The sequence below is a fragment of the Geodermatophilus sp. SMS 5-13 genome (assembly GCF_059428245.1).
Genome location: NZ_CP165729.1, coordinates 4,214,904 through 4,230,189 on the forward strand (window position 1 = coordinate 4,214,904; position 15,286 = coordinate 4,230,189).

At 74.3% G+C, this 15,286-nt stretch carries 13 protein-coding genes; 5 read left to right on the forward strand and 8 right to left on the reverse strand.

All coding sequences use genetic code 11. From position 1 onward, the window contains the following. Window positions 1-6 precede the first annotated feature (6 nt). The 4 genes from AB3388_RS20370 to AB3388_RS20385 form a co-directional block, all read right to left on the reverse strand. Window positions 7-1,143, reverse strand: a complete 1,137-nt coding sequence (locus AB3388_RS20370; RefSeq protein ID WP_495407139.1) for an ABC transporter permease — start codon at window positions 1,141-1,143, stop codon at window positions 7-9. Next, a complete protein-coding gene (locus AB3388_RS20375; RefSeq protein WP_495407140.1) occupies window positions 1,140-2,648 on the reverse strand; it encodes a sugar ABC transporter ATP-binding protein in 1,509 nt (502 codons plus the stop codon). The genes AB3388_RS20370 and AB3388_RS20375 overlap by 4 nt, the downstream gene beginning before the upstream one ends. 205 nt (window positions 2,649-2,853) lie before the next feature. Next, a complete protein-coding gene (locus tag AB3388_RS20380; RefSeq protein ID WP_495407141.1) occupies window positions 2,854-4,020 on the reverse strand; it encodes an ROK family protein in 1,167 nt (388 codons plus the stop codon). Between the two features lie 96 nt (window positions 4,021-4,116). Next, window positions 4,117-4,767: an alpha/beta fold hydrolase gene (locus tag AB3388_RS20385; RefSeq protein ID WP_495407142.1), complete on the reverse strand. Its 651-nt coding sequence runs from the start codon at window positions 4,765-4,767 to the stop codon at window positions 4,117-4,119. Window positions 4,768-4,904: 137 nt separating this feature from the next. Here AB3388_RS20385 and AB3388_RS20390 point away from each other — a divergent pair, with 137 nt between their 5' ends. After that, window positions 4,905-6,326: an NAD(P)/FAD-dependent oxidoreductase gene (locus AB3388_RS20390; RefSeq protein ID WP_495407143.1), complete on the forward strand. Its 1,422-nt coding sequence runs from the start codon at window positions 4,905-4,907 to the stop codon at window positions 6,324-6,326. Window positions 6,327-6,475: 149 nt separating this feature from the next. After that, window positions 6,476-6,616, forward strand: coding sequence for a hypothetical protein (locus AB3388_RS20395; protein WP_495407144.1), 141 nt, complete (start codon window positions 6,476-6,478; stop codon window positions 6,614-6,616). 51 nt (window positions 6,617-6,667) lie between these two features. Here AB3388_RS20395 and AB3388_RS20400 read toward each other — a convergent pair whose 3' ends face one another. Continuing rightward, on the reverse strand, window positions 6,668-7,615 hold the full coding sequence (locus AB3388_RS20400; protein WP_495407145.1) for a quinone oxidoreductase family protein: 948 nt from the start codon (window positions 7,613-7,615) through the stop codon (window positions 6,668-6,670). A 92-nt stretch (window positions 7,616-7,707) separates the two neighbouring features. On the opposite strand from AB3388_RS20400, the gene AB3388_RS20405 reads away from it, so the two are divergent. Next, a complete protein-coding gene (locus tag AB3388_RS20405; protein ID WP_495407146.1) occupies window positions 7,708-8,670 on the forward strand; it encodes an NADPH:quinone oxidoreductase family protein in 963 nt (320 codons plus the stop codon). 33 nt (window positions 8,671-8,703) lie between these two features. On the opposite strand, the gene AB3388_RS20410 is transcribed toward AB3388_RS20405, so the two are convergent. The 3 genes from AB3388_RS20410 to AB3388_RS20420 all read right to left on the reverse strand — a co-directional run bounded on the left by AB3388_RS20410 (window position 8,704) and on the right by AB3388_RS20420 (window position 13,231). After that, on the reverse strand, window positions 8,704-9,984 hold the full coding sequence (locus tag AB3388_RS20410; RefSeq protein ID WP_495407147.1) for an erythromycin esterase family protein: 1,281 nt from the start codon (window positions 9,982-9,984) through the stop codon (window positions 8,704-8,706). Further along, window positions 9,984-11,111 carry a carboxylate-amine ligase gene (locus tag AB3388_RS20415; RefSeq protein ID WP_495407148.1) on the reverse strand — a complete coding sequence of 376 codons (1,128 nt, stop codon included), beginning with the start codon at window positions 11,109-11,111 and terminating at the stop codon, window positions 9,984-9,986. Before AB3388_RS20415 ends, AB3388_RS20410 begins: the two co-directional genes overlap by 1 nt. Before the next feature lie 152 nt (window positions 11,112-11,263). After that, window positions 11,264-13,231 (reverse strand): alpha-amylase family protein, encoded by a 1,968-nt coding sequence (locus tag AB3388_RS20420; protein ID WP_495407149.1) that lies wholly within the window; start codon window positions 13,229-13,231, stop codon window positions 11,264-11,266. Window positions 13,232-13,249: 18 nt separating this feature from the next. Here AB3388_RS20420 and AB3388_RS20425 point away from each other — a divergent pair, with 18 nt between their 5' ends. Next, on the forward strand, window positions 13,250-14,134 hold the full coding sequence (locus tag AB3388_RS20425; RefSeq protein ID WP_495407150.1) for an alpha/beta hydrolase fold domain-containing protein: 885 nt from the start codon (window positions 13,250-13,252) through the stop codon (window positions 14,132-14,134). Between the two features lie 95 nt (window positions 14,135-14,229). Then, the gene (locus AB3388_RS20430) at window positions 14,230-15,195 is read left to right on the forward strand and encodes a S1C family serine protease (protein WP_495407151.1); all 966 of its coding nucleotides are present in this window, start codon (window positions 14,230-14,232) and stop codon (window positions 15,193-15,195) included. Window positions 15,196-15,286 lie beyond the last annotated feature (91 nt).

The following is a 15,286-nucleotide window of genomic DNA, read 5'->3' on the forward strand; positions in this document are numbered from 1 at the left end:
GCCGGATCAGGTCGTGGGGCCGGACACGGCCGCGGGGGACGTCGTGCCACCGGAGGCCGTGCCCCCGGACGCCAGGCCACCCGGTCCCCCCGGGGCGCGGGCCGACCGGCTGCGGCCCTCCCGGCTCGCCAGCCGCTGCTGCAGCAGGACGGCGAGCACGATGATCACGCCGCGGGCGACCGCCTGGGCCGAGCTGGACAGGTTGTTGAGCGTGAAGACGTTGCCCAGCGTGGTGAAGATGAGCACGCCGAGGACGGTGCCGACGATCGTGCCGCGACCACCGATGAGCAGCGTGCCGCCGATGACGACGGCGGCGATCGCGTCCAGCTCGTAGAGCGTCCCGTGGGTGGAGCTGCCGGTCGTCGTGCGGGCCATCAGCATCACGGCCGCGATGCCGCAGGCGACGCCGGAGAGGACGTAGAGCAGCACGGTGTGCCGCTGCACCCGGATGCCGGCCAGGCGGGCCGCTTCGGCGTTGCCGCCGACGGCGAAGGTGCGCCGGCCGAACGTCGTCCGGTTGAGCAGCACCCACCCGAGGACGGCGACCAGGGCGAAGATGATCACCAGGGTCGGGATGCCGAACACGCTGCCCGAGAAGAAGTCGAGGAAGTCCTGGTCGCGGATGATCTGGGTCCGCCGGTTCGACATGATCTCCGCGAGGCCACGGGCGGCGGCGAGCATGGCGAGGGTGGCGATGAAGGCGACCAGCTTGCCGTAGGCGATGACCACGCCGTTGACCAGGCCGCAGCCGGCTCCGACCAGGATCGCGGTGAGCACCATGACGATCCAGTGGACGTTCTCGGCCATCTGCTGGGTGGCCAGCGTGGTTGCCCACACCGACGACAGCGCGACGATCGCGCCGACCGACAGGTCGATGCCGCCGCCGATGATCACGAAGGTCATGCCCACGCTGACCACGCCGATGACGGCCGCCAGTCGCAGGATGGTCAGGACGTTGTCGATGTCGGCGAACCGGTCCCCCGCGGTGATCACGCCGACGACACACAGGAGGACCAGGGCGACGACCAGGCCCAGCAGGCGGCCGAACGGCCCGGCCATCAGGCCCGGCCCCTTCCCGCCGGAGCGGCGCGATGCCGTCGCGGACCCGGTCTCTCCGGTGGTCGCGCTCGTGGTGGTGCTCATGCCGCAGTTCCTCCGTGCTCTCCTGCGGGGACGGCGACCGTCCCTTCCATGACCATGTCGAGCACGGCGTGCTCGTCGAGCGAGTCGGCCGGCCGCTCGGCGACGACCGTGCCGTCGGAGATCACGAGGACCCGGTCGGCCAGGCCGAGGACCTCCGGGATCTCGCTGGACACCACGACCACGCCGACGCCGCGGTCGGCGAGGGCGCGGATCAGGGCGTAGATCTCCGAGCGGGCGCCCACGTCGACGCCGCGGGTGGGCTCGTCGAGCAGCAGCACGCGGCACTCGCGCAGCAGCCAGCGGGCCAGGACGACCTTCTGCTGGTTGCCGCCGGAGAGCGTGCGGACCTCGCGGTCGACGTCGGCCGGCCGGACCTCCAGGGCGGCGACCTGCTCGCGGGCTGCGGCCTTCTCCGCCCGGCGGGCGAGGAAGCCGCTCCGGGCGAACCGCCGCAGGCTGGAGATGCTGATGTTGCGGTACACCGCGTCACCGAGGAGCAGCGCCTGGCTCTTGCGCTCCTCGGGCGCGAGGCCCACTCCGGCGGCGACGGCCGCGCCGACGTCGCCGGGGCGCAGCCGGCGGCCGGCGACGCGCACGGTGCCCTTGGTCGGCCGGCGCGCGCCGTAAAGGGTCTCGAGGATCTCCGACCGCCCGGACCCCACCAGGCCGGCCAGGCCGACGATCTCGCCAGGGCGCACGGTGAACGAGACGTCCGAGAAGTGCCCCGCCAGGCCGAGCCCGTCGACCTCCAGCAGCGACTCCTGGTCGCTGCTGCGCGCGGTCCCGCGCGGCGGGAAGACGTACTCGATGTCGCGGCCGGTCATCAGCGTGATGACCTCGCGGGTCGGGGTCTCCCGGACGGGCAGCCCCGTGGCCACGGTGCGGCCGTCCTTGAGGACGGTGATCCGGTCGCCGATCTCCCGGATCTCCTCCAGCCGGTGGGAGATGTAGACGACGGCGACGTCGTGGGCGGTGAGGTCGCGGATGACGGCGAAGAGCCGCTGGACCTCCTCGTTGTCCAGCACGGCCGACGGCTCGTCCATGATGATCAGCCGGGCGTCCTGCGACAGCGCCCGCGCGATGCTGACCATCTGCTGGGCGGCGGCGGGCAGCGAGCCGACCTCGGCCGACGGCCGGATCTCGGCGTGGCCGAGCCGGCCGAGCAGCTCGGCGGCCGCCCGGTTGGCCTGCGCCGGCCGGGAGATGCCGAAGCGCGCGTGCTCGCGGCCCAGGAAGATGTTGTCGGCGACGGTCAGGCCGGCGACGAGGTCGAGCTCCTGGTAGATCGTGGCGATCCCGAGGCTCATCGCCGCCTGCGGGTTGCCGAGCCGCACCGGCTCGCCGGCCCAGGTGATCCGGCCCTCGTCCGGCTGGTGGGCGCCGGCCAGCACCTTGATCAGCGTCGACTTGCCGGCACCGTTCTGGCCGAGCAGGCAGTGCACCTCACCGGGCCGGACGTCGAGGTCCACCCCGTCGAGGGCGCGTACCCCCGGAAACGTCTTCACGATGCCGTGCATCTGCAGCAACGGCGTTGCCCCGACGGACGGATCCGCCACACCCCACCCCCGGACTTTTGCTCACCGTTGACCATTAGTCGGTTGAGTCGGGACCGTAAGCCCGCTCACAGGAACGGTCAAGCGCCCGACCCGGCAGAGTTACCGAACCGCAATGAGTGTGACCGCCGTCACACGGGCCGCGGAGGTCGGGGGCCTAGCGGGCCAGGGCCTGCTGGAGGGAGTCCTCCCCGAGGAAGCCCTCGATCGCCATGAGGGCGGCCCCGACCCGGCCGCTGAGGTCCGGCGCGTCACTGACCGTGATCTCCAGCGACCGTGCGGCCAGCGGCAGCGACCGGCGGTAGACCGTCTCCCGGATGCCGGCGAGCAGGGGAAGGCCGGCCTGGGCCACCCCGCCGGTCATGACGATGCGGTGCGGGTTGAAGAAGTTGACCAGCGCGGCGAGCACCGTGCCGATCGTCCGGCCGGCATCGCGCACGAGTTCGAGCGCCGGGCCGTCGCCCCGGGCCGCCAGCTCGACGACGTCCCGTGTCGTGGTCACCGGCAGGCCCGCCGCCAGCGCGTCGCGCAGCAGCGCACCACCGCCCGCGATCGCCTCGAGGCAGTTCTCGTTGCCGCACCGGCAGGGGATGCTCCGGTCGTCGGGCTGCGCGACGTAGATGTGCCCGATGTCGCCGGCACTGCCCTGCGCTCCTCGGTACACGCGGCCCTCGACGATGACGCCGCAGCCGATGCCGGTGCCGACCTTCACCACGAGCACGTCCTGCAGCGAGCCGGCGACGCCCATCTCACCGAGCGCCATCACGTTCACGTCGTTGTCGACGTAGACCGGGCACTCGTAGCGGCCGAACGCGCTGGGGATGGGGTGGTCGTGCCAGCCGGGCATGATCGGCGGGTGGGACGGCCGACCGGTCGAGAACTCCACCGGCCCGGGCACCCCCACCCCGACCGCGCACACCTCGGCGGGCGTGAGCCCCGCCTCGTCGAGCACCTTCTGAGCCAGGCGATCGACCTCGGCCAATACCGGGCCGGGCCCCTCCGCGATGTCGATCGGATGGCCGACGGTGGCCAGGATCTGCGCGGACAGGTCGGTCACGGCGACGTCGACGCTGGTCACACCGAGGTCCACGGCCAGCACGCAGCCGGCCCGGCTGTTGAACTGCAGGATCGTCGGCGGCCGCCCGCCGGTGCTCCAGCCGCGGCCGCCCTCCTCGAGGAGGTTGGCCGCGATGAGCTGGTCCACGCGCGCGCTCACGGTGTTCCGGGAGGCGCCGGTCAGCGCGACGAGGTCCGCCCGGCTGCGCGCACGACCGGTGCGCACATGACGCAGCAACGCGCCGGCCGAGGCAGATGTCTGCGCCACGGCGCCATAGTCGCACGGGCCGACCCGGGGAAGATCCATTCGCCGGTGGGCGCGACCCGAGCGGGTGGCTCGCGTGGCTGCCGGCGGCCCGCACCCTCAGGCCTGGACGCGCCCCGACACCCCCCGGAGGACGGCGGCCACCGCGTCGGGGTGCGTCTGCACGGTCATGTGCGCCGCGCCGGGCACCTCGACCAGCCGGCCGCGGGGCGCGGCGCCGGCCAGGCGCCGCGCCCAGTCCACCGGACAGAGCGCGTCCCGGGTGCCCCGCACGACGGTGACCGGCACGCCGATCGACCGCAGCCGCGCGTCGATCCGGTCCGGCGAGGCCGAGCGCCACAGGGCCACCATCGGCCGCGGTCCCGTGCGCAACCACTGGGCGAGCACGAGCGGGAACTGCCAGGGCGGCTCACGGAGGACGGTGCGCAGCCACCACCGGGCCAGGACCCGGCCGGACCGCAGCCGCGGGTCGGTCGTCGGGCCGAGCAGGACGACGGCGGCGACCCGGTCGTCGTCCTCGGCGGCGGCGACCACGATCTGGCAGCTCTGCGAGTGACCGACCAGCACGACCGGCCCCTCCCCCGCCAGCCGCGCACGCAGCTGCCCGGCCAGGCCGTCCACCGACGGCACCGGGCCGGAGCACCCCATCCCGGGCAGCAGGACGACGTCGGCGGGCACCCGGCGGCGCAACCGGGCCGACGAGCGGGCGTCCAGGCCGAGCCCGGGGACCAGCACGAGGCGAGGGGACATACCGGGCTCCTACCCGCGGTGCTGCGGGGTCGAGGTCACGATTGGCCGTCGGGCCGGGTGGGCAGGGAGGATGTGTCCCGGATCGCTCCCGGCCCTGCGCGGTGCGGGAACCCCCGGAGTGGGAGACTGGATTCATCATGACGACATCACCAGCGCAGGCAGGCAGCGAGTCCTCGACCGGTCGGCCGCGGGTGGTGATCGTCGGCACCGGGTTCGGCGGGCTGTTCGCCGCCCAGGCGCTCAGGCGCGCGCCGGTCGACGTCACGATCATCGGCAAGACCAGCCACCACCTGTTCCAGCCGCTGCTCTACCAGGTGGCCACGGGCATCCTCTCGGAGGGCGAGATCGCCCCCGCCACCCGCGAGATCCTGCGCCGGCAGCAGAACGCCCGCGTCGTCCTCGGCGAGGTCACGCACATCGACCTGGCCAACCGCACCGTCACCTCCACCGTGCTGGGCCGCACCACGGTGCACCCGTACGACGAGCTGATCGTGGCCGCCGGCGCCGGGCAGTCCTACTTCGGCAACGACCAGTTCGCCGAGTTCGCGCCGGGCATGAAGAGCATCGACGACGCCCTCGAACTGCGCGGCCGCATCTTCGGCGCGTTCGAGCTTGCGGAGCTGGCCACCGACCAGGCCGAGATCGACCGGCTGATGACCTTCGTCGTCGTCGGCGCGGGGCCGACCGGCGTGGAGATGGCCGGCCAGATCGCCGAGCTGGCGCACCGCACGCTGCGCAAGGACTTCCGAAACATCGACCCGACGACCGCGCGGATCATCCTGCTCGACGCCGCGCCGATGGTGCTGCCGCAGTTCGGTGAGCGGCTCGGCGGCCGCGCGCGCCGGCAGCTGGGCGACATCGGCGTCGAGGTCCAGCTCGGCGCGATGGTGACCAACGTCGACGAGAACGGCATCGACATCAAGGAGGCCGACGGCACCGTCCGCCGGATCAACGCGGCGACCAAGATCTGGGCCGCGGGCGTGCAGGCCTCCTCGCTGGGCAAGCAGCTCGCCGAGCAGTCCGACGCCGAGGTCGACCGCGCCGGCCGGGTGCAGGTGCAGCCCGACCTCACGCTGCCCGGCCACCCCGAGGTGCACGTCGTCGGCGACATGATGAGCCTGGACAAGCTGCCCGGCGTCGCCCAGGTCGCGATCCAGGGCGGCAAGTACGCGGCCGACGCCATCAAGCGGCGGCTGGCCGGCAAGCCCCCGGCCAAGCCCTTCCACTACTTCGACAAGGGGTCGATGGCGACGATCTCGCGGTTCTCCGCGGTCGCCGACATCGGCAACCTCAAGTTCCAGGGCTTCATCGCCTGGGTGCTCTGGCTGGTCGTCCACCTCTTCTACATCGTGGGCTTCAAGAGCCGCATCACGACCGTGCTGCACTGGACGGTCAGCTTCCTCGGCCGCGGCCGCTCGCAACGGGTCGCCACCCAGCAGCAGGTCTACGGCCGGTTGGCGCTGGAGCAGGCTGGCCCGCACTTCGAGCAGTCCAAGACGGGCGGGCTGAGCGACGAGGCCCCGGCCGGCGAGGACCTCACCGGCCGCCGATCCGCCTGATCGGCGTGACGGGCATCGCAATTATCGTTTCGCGAATGTGAATAGCGGAACATAATTGGGCCAACACGGCGTCGTTACCGGATTTTCGGCGCCGGCCGTGCTGTACTGGAAAGGCATCAGACGACAGCACGAAAGGTTCTGACAAAGCAATGAGCACCATCGCCTCGACCATTCGACGCTTCTGGCACGACGCGCGCGACCGGGCCGTTCCCGACCTGCAGGACGTTCCGCCGTCGGTGCGCGACGAGTTCCTGGACATCTGGTGGACCGGAAAGGACGCCGAGCACTGACAATGTGATCGGCGTCGCGGACGCCGATCCACCGGCATTCGCCGGGAATGGCTACGGCATCAGCAGCAATTTGCCGGTGGTCCGCCGGGCCCCGAGGTCCTCGTGCGCGCGCCGGGCCTCCGCGAGCGGACGACGCCCGCCGATGCGGACGTCGAGCCGGCCGGCGGCGATCTGGTCCAGGACGGCGCCCGCGCGCTCCCGCAGCATCTGCGGCGGGCCGGTGTAGGTGCCCAGCGTCGGGCGTTGGACGTACAGCGAGCCGTGCGCGGCCAGCTGCTGCACCGGCAGCGGATCGGGCTGCCCGCTCGCCGCGCCGTACACGATCATCCGGCCGGTGGGCCGCAGCGCGGTGAGCCCCGCGGCGAACGTCGTCCGGCCGACACCGTCGTAGACGACCGCGGCGCCCTCCCCGCCGGAGAGCTCGCGCACCCGCTCGGCGAAGCCCTCGTAGCCGACGACGACGTCGTCGGCGCCGGCCGCCCGCGCGAGCTCGGCCTTCTCCTCGCTGGAGGTGGTCGCCAGCACGTGCCCGCCGCGGGCCCGGACCAGCTGGGTGAGCAGGAGACCGACGCCGCCGGCGGCGCTGTGCACGACCGCCCACTGCCCCTCGGCGACCGGGTAGGAGTCGGCGGAGAGGTACTGCGCGGTGCAGCCCTGCAGCAGCACGGCCGCGGCGACCTCCAGGTCCACCCCGTCGGGCACCGGCACGAGCCGGTCGCGCGGCGCGGCCACCTGCGCGGCGTAGCTGCCGTCGACGTCCAGCCACGCGACCCGCTCCCCGGTGCCGCGGACGGTGCCCGCGCCCTCCACACCGATCACCGCGGGCAGGGCGCCCCCGCCGTAGGGCGGGCGCCCCTCGCGCTCGTAGACGTCGCGGAAGTTGACCCCCACGGCCGCGACGTCGACCAGCACCTGGCCCTCGCCGGGCTCGGGGTCGGGGACGTCGCGGACCGTCAGCACCTCGGGGCCGCCGGTGCGCTCGTAGACCACCGCCTGCACGTTCGCCTCCCGTCCTCGGGTGTCTGCCTGCCTACCACGCCGGCTCGCGACCCCGCGCCCCGTCGCACCGGGCATGCCCTAGCGTGGCCCGGGTGCGTGCCGCCGTGATCACCGAGCTCTCCGGCCCGGACGCCGTCCGAGTCCGGGAGCGGCCGGAGCCGGCGCCGCAGCCGGGTGAGGTCCTCGTCGACGTCGAGTACGCGGGCGTCGTCTTCCCCGACGTGCTGCAGACCCGCGGGGAGTACCAGCGGCGCCCGGAGCTGCCGTTCAGCCCGGGGGCCGAGGTCTCCGGGCTGGTCCGCGCCGATGCCGCGGGCTTCCGGGCCGGCCAACGGGTCGCCGCCCTGCCGATGACCGGCGGTTTCGCCGAGACCGTCGCGGTCGCCGCCCACCTGGTCTTCCCGCTGCCCGACCGGGTGCCGTTCGACAAGGCCGCGGCGCTGCCGCTGAACTACCTGACGATGCACTTCGCGCTGCACCGGCGCGCCCGGCTGGAGAAGGGCGAGACGGTGCTCGTGCACGGCGCCGCGGGCGGCGTGGGCACCGCCGCCTGCCAGCTGGCCGCGGCGGCCGGCGCCCGCGTGATCGCCGTCGTCTCCACGCCCGAGAAGGGCGACGTGGCCCGCGCCGCCGGGGCGCACGACGTCGTCGCGGTCGACGGCTTCCGCGACGAGGCGCGCCGGCTCACCGGCGGGCGCGGGGTGGACGTCGTCGTCGACCCGGTGGGCGGGGACCGGTTCACCGACTCGCTGCGCTCCCTGGCGCGGGAGGGGCGGCTGCTCGTCCTCGGCTTCACCGGCCGGGAGATCCCCACGGTCAAGGTGAACCGGCTGCTGCTGACCAACACCGCGGTGCTCGGCGCGGCGTCGGCCGAGTTCTGGGCCGACGACCCGGACTACCCCGCCCGGCAGTGGCGCGACCTGTACCCGCTGCTCGAGTCGGGGGACCTCGACCCGCCGATCGGGCCGGTGTACGCGCTGGACGACGCCGCCGCCGCGATCCGCGAGCTCGATGACCGGCGGGCCCTCGGCCGGGTGCTGATCCGGATCCGCTGACCGCCCCTCGCTCGCCGCCCACGACGGCTCCCGTCACGCGACGTGCGCCGCCGGTGGCACGTGCTCGTCGGCCCGCTCCAGGTGCAGCGGCTGCAGCGGATGGGTGTCCTCGATCCACAGGAACGCGTCGTAGCGCTCGCCCAGCACGGTCGGCACGTAGTTGCCCCACCGCTCGCGCGACGGCCGGTAGACGACCCCGATCGCGCGATGGTCCAGCCGCCGGTCCAGCCAGCCGGGCCGCTCGCCCCGGGGGACGACGAACAGCGCGTCCCGGCCGACCTCCTCGTGCAGCACCGCCTCGAGGCTGCCGGGGCGGGCGGGCGGCACCGTCATCCGCTCCATCTGGGCGCCCCACTCCTCCCCCGCGATCACCCCGCCCCGGTGGCCGCCGAAGCCCACGAGGACGACGGCGTCCGCGCCGTGCCGCTCCCGCACGAGCTGCCCGACGTTGACCATCCCGGCCGCGGCCATGTCGGTGGCGTGGGCGTCGCCGATGTGCGTGTTGTGCTCCCACACGACGGCCCGCCCGGCGGTGTGCTCGAGCAGCCGGTCGAGGGTGTCGGCCATGTGCACGTCCCGGACGTTCCACGACTCGGCCGAGCCGCCGACCATCGCGCGGTAGTAGCGCTCGGCGCCGACGACCACCGCGGCGTTCTGCTCGGCCGAGAACCGGCCCTCCGCGTCGGTCGTCGCCAACGCGCGGCCGCGCTCCTCGCACAGGTGGCGCAGCAGGTCCACGACCGCCTGCTCGCAGGAGGCCGGCGCGAACCGGCTGGCGAAGGCGTACTCCGCGCCGTCCTCACCGAAGGGCTCGAAGCACTGGAGGGCGCGGACGGCGGTCGGCACCCGGTCGGGCTCGTGCGCGCGCAGCCAGCCGATCAGCTCGTGCATCGAGTCCCACAGGCTGTAGACGTCCAGCCCGTAGAAGCCGACCCGGTCCGCGTCGTCCCGGCCGGCGTTGACCCCGCGCAGCCAGCGGCAGAACTCGCTCACCTCGTCGTTGGCCCACATCCAGGTCGGCCACCGGGCGAAGGCGTCGAGCGCGTCGCGCGGGTCCTCGTCGGCGCCCGGCCGCAGCCGCACGCTGCGGTTGACCCGGTAGCAGTCCGGCCAGTCCCCCTCGACGGCGACCAGGCCGAACCCGCGCTCCTCGATCAGCCGGCGGGTCAGCGCCGCGCGCCAGGCGTAGTACTCGTGCGTGCCGTGGCTCGCCTCGCCGATCGCCACGATGCGGGCATCCCCGATCCGCTCCAGCAGCGGATCGAGGTCCGCCGGCCCGGCCAGCGGCAGGGCCAGCGAGCGGACGTCGTCCATCAGACTCCCCCGGTGCCACCCTCCTGGACGAGCGCCGCCGCGACCGCCCGGAGATCCCCGGTGCGCAGCCAGGTCCTCCGCTGCCGCGCGGCCGAGGTACCCCGCGAGAGCAGCCCCTGCACCAGGTCGTCGACCTCGGCCCACTCCTCGTGGTCGCGCAGGTCCTCCTCCAGCTCGGTCAGCAGTCCCCGGACCGCCACCTCGCCGCCGACGAGCCGGTCCCGCACCGGGTCGAACAGCTCCCCGGACAGGCCGTCCCGGGCCGCCCGCCAGCGCGCCGCCCGCAGCAGCTCCGGCCGCGGCTCCGGGCAGGGCTGCCCGTCGTCGGCGCGGGCGGCGAGGACCCGCACCAGCGAGCGGACCAGGGCGGCGTGCAGGACGGTGTCGTCGACGCGGGTGCACAGGTCGGCGATGCGGAACTCCAGCGTGGGCAGGTGGGACGACGGCCGCACGTCCCAGTACAGGTGGGAGGCGTCGGCGATCGCCCCGGAGCCGACGAGCCCCGCCACCACCTGGGTGAACCGCTCGGCGCTGCCGAAGAACTCCGGCGCCCCGGCGTTCGGCCACCGGCCCCACCACTGGGTGCGGTAGCTGTCGTAGCCGGTGTCCACGCCGTCGTGGAACGGCGAGCTGCCGGTCATCGCCAGCAGCAGCGGCAGGTACGGCCGGGCGCGGTCCATGACCGCCACCGCCGTCTCCAGGTCGGGCACGCCCACGTGCACGTGACAGCCGCAGATGTCCTGCTGCAGGGCGAGCGCTCCCCACCGCCGCAGCATGTCCCCGTACCGCGGGGCGTCGGTGAGCTCCTGGTCCCGCCACGACGCGAACGGGTGCGTCGAGGCCGCGAGCACCGCCCGGCCGGCGGCGGCCGCGGCCACCCCCACCTCGGCGCGCGTGGCGGCCAGCTCCGCGCGCAGGTCGGCCAGCGACGTGCAGACGCCCGTCGCGGCCTCCAGCTGGGTGTTGGTGATCTCCGCGTGCAGGTGGCCGCCGACCTGGCCGTGCATGGCGGCGGCGGACAGCTCCGGGGACGGCGTGAGCGCCAGGGTCTCCGGGTCGACGAGGTGGAACTCCTCCTCGACGCCGAAGGTGGCGCCGGGGGGCACGCGGACGGGGGGACGTTCCACGCGGCGCTCCTCCGCACTGAGGGGCGGTCTGCGCCGCGAGCGGCGGCGGCCCGTGCCGGGAACGGTACGGCCGGGACGGCGTCCGGCGCATCCCGGACCGGGAGACGGTTCCGGCCGGAACCGCAGGGCCCGGAACCTCCGAGCTCGGGAGCTCAGGGCTCGGCGAGCCAGGCGAACCCGAGGCCGGGCAGGACCAGCCGGCCGGCCGTCACCTCCAGCGGTCCGTCGCTGGTCAGCACGGGGACGAAGCTGCCGAAGCCGGTGACCGTGTCGGCGTCGACGTCCCGCGGGCCCGGTGCGAAGTTGGCCAGGCCGACGAAGGCGCCGCTGCGCGGGTGCCGTCGTCGCCAGGCCAGGACGGCGTCGCTGCCGGCGTCGAGCACGACGGACTCGCTGCCCCCGCGCAGCGCGAGCAGCGACCTGCGGACCTCCCCCAGCTGCCGGATCCGGCCGAACACCCGGCCCTCCAGCGTGGTCGGGTCCGTGCGCCGCCCGGCCGCGGCCCAGTCCATGACCGGCCGGTGCATCCACCGGTTGTCCGGCGCGCGCGAGGGGTCCTCGAGGTAGCGGTCGTCGTTGACCAGCGCGATCTCGTCGCCCATGTACAGCAGCGGGATGCCGCCCCAGGCGAAGGCGACGGAGTACAGCAGCACCAGCCGCCGGATCCCGGCATCCAGCGCGGCGTCGTCCCCGCGCTCCAGCGCCTCCTCGATGCCGCACAGGGACGCCGCCGAGCCGGAGATGCGGGCGTCGCCGGTGAGCGCGTTCTCCTGGAACAGCGCGCCGCGGGCCGCCGACGCCGGGTAGTGGCCGGCGAAGAAGTCATTGAGGAAGCGGCGGTGCGAGTGCCCGCCCACCCCGATGGCCGCGGCGTCCTCGTCGGTGACCGCCCAGCCGATGTCGTCGTGCCCGCGGACGTAGGTGACCCACGTCGTCGTGGCCGGGATCGGCCGCATGCGGCCCAGCGCGTGCCGGGCCAGCCGGGCGTCCTGGGTGGCGAGGCTGCTCCAGAGCAGCACCATGAGCGAGTTGTGGTAGGCCAGCTCGCACTCGGGGCGGTAGCGCTCGTGCCCGCCGAGGTAGGGCACCAGGTCGTCGGGGGCGACGATCGCCTCGGCCTTGAAGATGACGCCGGGCGCGGCCAGCCGGGTCAGCGCGTGCAGCAGCTGCAGCAGGGTGTGCACCTCGGGCTGGTTCTGGCTGTTGGTGCCGAGCCGCTTCCACATGAACGGGACGGCGTCCATGCGGAAGACGTCGACCCCGCGGTTGGCCAGCCAGACGATCTCGCCGAGCATCGCCAGGGTCACCTCGGGGTTGGTGTAGTCGAGGTCCCACTGGTACGGCCAGAACGTCGTCCAGACCCAGCCGCCGGCGCCGCCGCAGGCCTCCGGCACCCAGCTGAACGAGCCCGGCGCCCGGTCGGGGAAGACCTCGGGGATCGTCGCGTCGTAGGCGTCGGGCATCTCGCGGTCGGGAAAGGCGGTGTAGAAGCCGGCGTAGGCCGGGTCGCCGGCCAGCCAGCCCTGCGCCCACGCGTGCTCGCGCGCGGTGTGGTTGAGCACCAGGTCGATGCACAGGCTCATGTCCCGCTCGTGCAGCGCCGCGGCGACCCGCTCCAGGTCGGCCATGGTGCCCAGCCGCGGGTCGACGGCGCGGTAGTCCATGACCGCGTACCCGCCGTCGTTCTCGCCCTCGCGGGGCCGCAGCAGCGGCATGAGGTGCAGGTAGGTGGTGCCGAGCTCGGCCAGGTAGTCCAGGTGCTCGGGCAGCCGGTCGAGGGTGGCGCAGAAGTGGTCGACGTAGCAGACGTAGCCCTGCATCCGGGCCCGCTGGAACCAGGCGGGGTCGACCTCGCGGCGGCGGTCGAGCCGTCTCAGCGCCGCCGGGCGCTCAGCGGCGGCGGCCAGCACGATGCGCAGGGCACGTGCGAACAGAGCGTCCGGGTCGTCGTAGAGGACGGCGAGCGGTTCGTGGACGTCGAGGAGCGCCAGCTCGGCGCGGGTGAGGAAGGCCTCGGCCTCGTCCCCCAGCGCCGCCTCGGCCTCGGCCGCGAGCCCGGGCCGGAGCTGCTCCCACGCCCGCCCCGCCGCTGCCCGGCGCGCGGCGTCGGAGGAGGTCATGGCCGACATACTGCTGGCATGTCGCCCCGAGCGCTGACCGGCATCGAGTACGCCCCCGCCGACCCGCCCGGCAGTCGCGGCCACACGCTCGACCTGTACCTGCCCGCGGGCGCCGGCCCGTGGCCGCTGCTGGTCGCCTGCGGCGGCAGCGCGTTCCTGGACGACGGCGGCTCCTACTACGCCGCCGAGCTCGCCCCCTGGTTCACCGAGGCGGGGTTCGCCGTCGCCGGGGTGTGCACCCGTTCGAGCGGCCAGGCGCGCTTCCCGGCGCAGGTGCACGACGTCAAGTCCGCGATCCGGTGGCTGCGGGCGCACGCCGGCGAGCACGGCCTCGACCCCGACCGGTTCGCGATCATGGGCGACTCGTCCGGCGGGTGGACTGCCGCGATGGCCGGGCTCACCGCCGGGACCGGCGACCCCAGCCGGGTACAGGCCGTCGTCGACCTGTACGGCCCCACCGACTTCCTGCAGATGGACGCCCAGATGCTGCCGGGCGCCTGCGCCTCGTTCAACGAGCTGATGGGGCTGGCCGACTGCCACGACGACCCGGGGTCGCCGGAGTCCCGGCTGATGGGGTTCCCGATCCAGAGCCGGCCGGACGACGTCCGTGCGGCGAACCCCTGCAGCTACGCGACCGCCGGCGCCCCGCCGTTCCTCATCGCGCACGGGCAGCTCGACGCGCTGGTCCCGCACGGCCAGAGCGAGCTGCTGTTCGCGGCGCTGGAGGCGGCCGGCGCGGAGGCGACGTTCTTCTCGGTGCCCGAGGTCGGACACGACAAGGGGATCGTCTCCCCCGCCGTCCCCGAGGCGGTGGTCCGCTCGACCTCCACCCGCGGCACGGAGAAGGAGACCAGGCCGACGCTCGAGGCGATCGAGCGGTTCCTGCGGACCGCGCTCGGCTGAGGTGTTCACCGACGGCGGAACGCGGGAGGTGCCGCAGCCGCGACGGACGGCGTTCACTGGGGTTGTAATCGCGTAATCGTCGAAGGGGGCGCGCCATGAGCGTCCTGCCCGAGCCGGGCACCGAGGCGGCCGCCGACAGTGCCCTGGACGCCTACTCCCGCATCGTCACCGCGGTCGCCGCGGACCTCACGCCGCACGTCGCCGCCCTGCAGGTGACCGCCGCCGACGGCCGCGGCGGGGCCGGCTCCGCCGTCGTCTTCACGCCTGACGGCCTGCTGCTCACCAACGCGCACGTCGTGGCCCGCTCGCGGCGCGGCCGGGCGGTGTTCAGCGACGGCACCGAGGCCGACGTCGACGTGATCGGCGCCGACCCGCTGTCGGACCTCGCCGTCGTCCGGGCCCGGACGTCGACCCCGCCGCCGGCCGAGCTCGGCGACGCCGGCTCGCTGCGGGTCGGCCAGCTCGTCGTCGCGGTCGGCAACCCGCTCGGGCTGGCCGGCTCGGTGACCGCGGGCGTGGTGAGCGGGCTCGGCCGGTCGCTGCCCACCCGGGACGGGCGGACGGCGCGGGTGGTCGAGGACGTCATCCAGACCGACGCCGCGCTCAACCCCGGCAACTCCGGCGGCGCGCTGGCCGACTCCGCCAGCCGGGTGGTCGGCATCAACACCGCCGTCGCGGGCTGGGGGCTGGGGCTGGCCGTGCCGATCAACGACACCACCCGGCGGATCATCGGCTCCCTGATCAGCGACGGCCGGGTACGGCGGGCCTACCTCGGCCTGGTGAGCACGCCGGCGCCGCTGCCCGCCCAGCTGGCCGAGCGGACCGGACGGCGGCACGGGCTGCGCATCGTCGACGTCGTCGCGGGCTCCCCGGCCGACCGCGCCGGGCTCAAGGCCGGGGACCTCGTGCTCGAGGCCGGACGGCGGCCGGTGGCGGAGGCGCAGAGCCTGCAGCGGCTGCTGTTCGCCGACGCGATCGGGCAGCCGCTGCCGGTGACCGTGTTCCGGCGCGGGGCCATGGTCGACGTCATCACGGTGCCCACCGAGCTCACCGGCGGTTGACGCTCGTCCGTGCGACTCCGCCCCCCGGGCGAGTGGTGTCCCGCGCGTTCAGGTGTGCCGGAGTGTCGTATGGGTGACGATCCTTGACCCA

Excerpts from the sequence above, each read along its gene's own strand:
- AB3388_RS20370 (WP_495407139.1), bottom strand. The coding sequence starts at position 1,143 with ATGAGCACCACCACGAGCGCGACCACCGGAGAGACCGGGTCCGCGACG.
- AB3388_RS20385 (WP_495407142.1), bottom strand. The coding sequence starts at position 4,767 with ATGTCCCCTCGCCTCGTGCTGGTCCCCGGGCTCGGCCTGGACGCCCGC.
- AB3388_RS20390 (WP_495407143.1), top strand. The coding sequence starts at position 4,905 with ATGACGACATCACCAGCGCAGGCAGGCAGCGAGTCCTCGACCGGTCGG.
- AB3388_RS20395 (WP_495407144.1), top strand. The coding sequence starts at position 6,476 with ATGAGCACCATCGCCTCGACCATTCGACGCTTCTGGCACGACGCGCGC.
- AB3388_RS20410 (WP_495407147.1), bottom strand. The coding sequence starts at position 9,984 with ATGGACGACGTCCGCTCGCTGGCCCTGCCGCTGGCCGGGCCGGCGGAC.
- AB3388_RS20420 (WP_495407149.1), bottom strand. The coding sequence starts at position 13,231 with ATGACCTCCTCCGACGCCGCGCGCCGGGCAGCGGCGGGGCGGGCGTGG.
- AB3388_RS20425 (WP_495407150.1), top strand. The coding sequence starts at position 13,250 with ATGTCGCCCCGAGCGCTGACCGGCATCGAGTACGCCCCCGCCGACCCG.
- AB3388_RS20430 (WP_495407151.1), top strand. The coding sequence starts at position 14,230 with ATGAGCGTCCTGCCCGAGCCGGGCACCGAGGCGGCCGCCGACAGTGCC.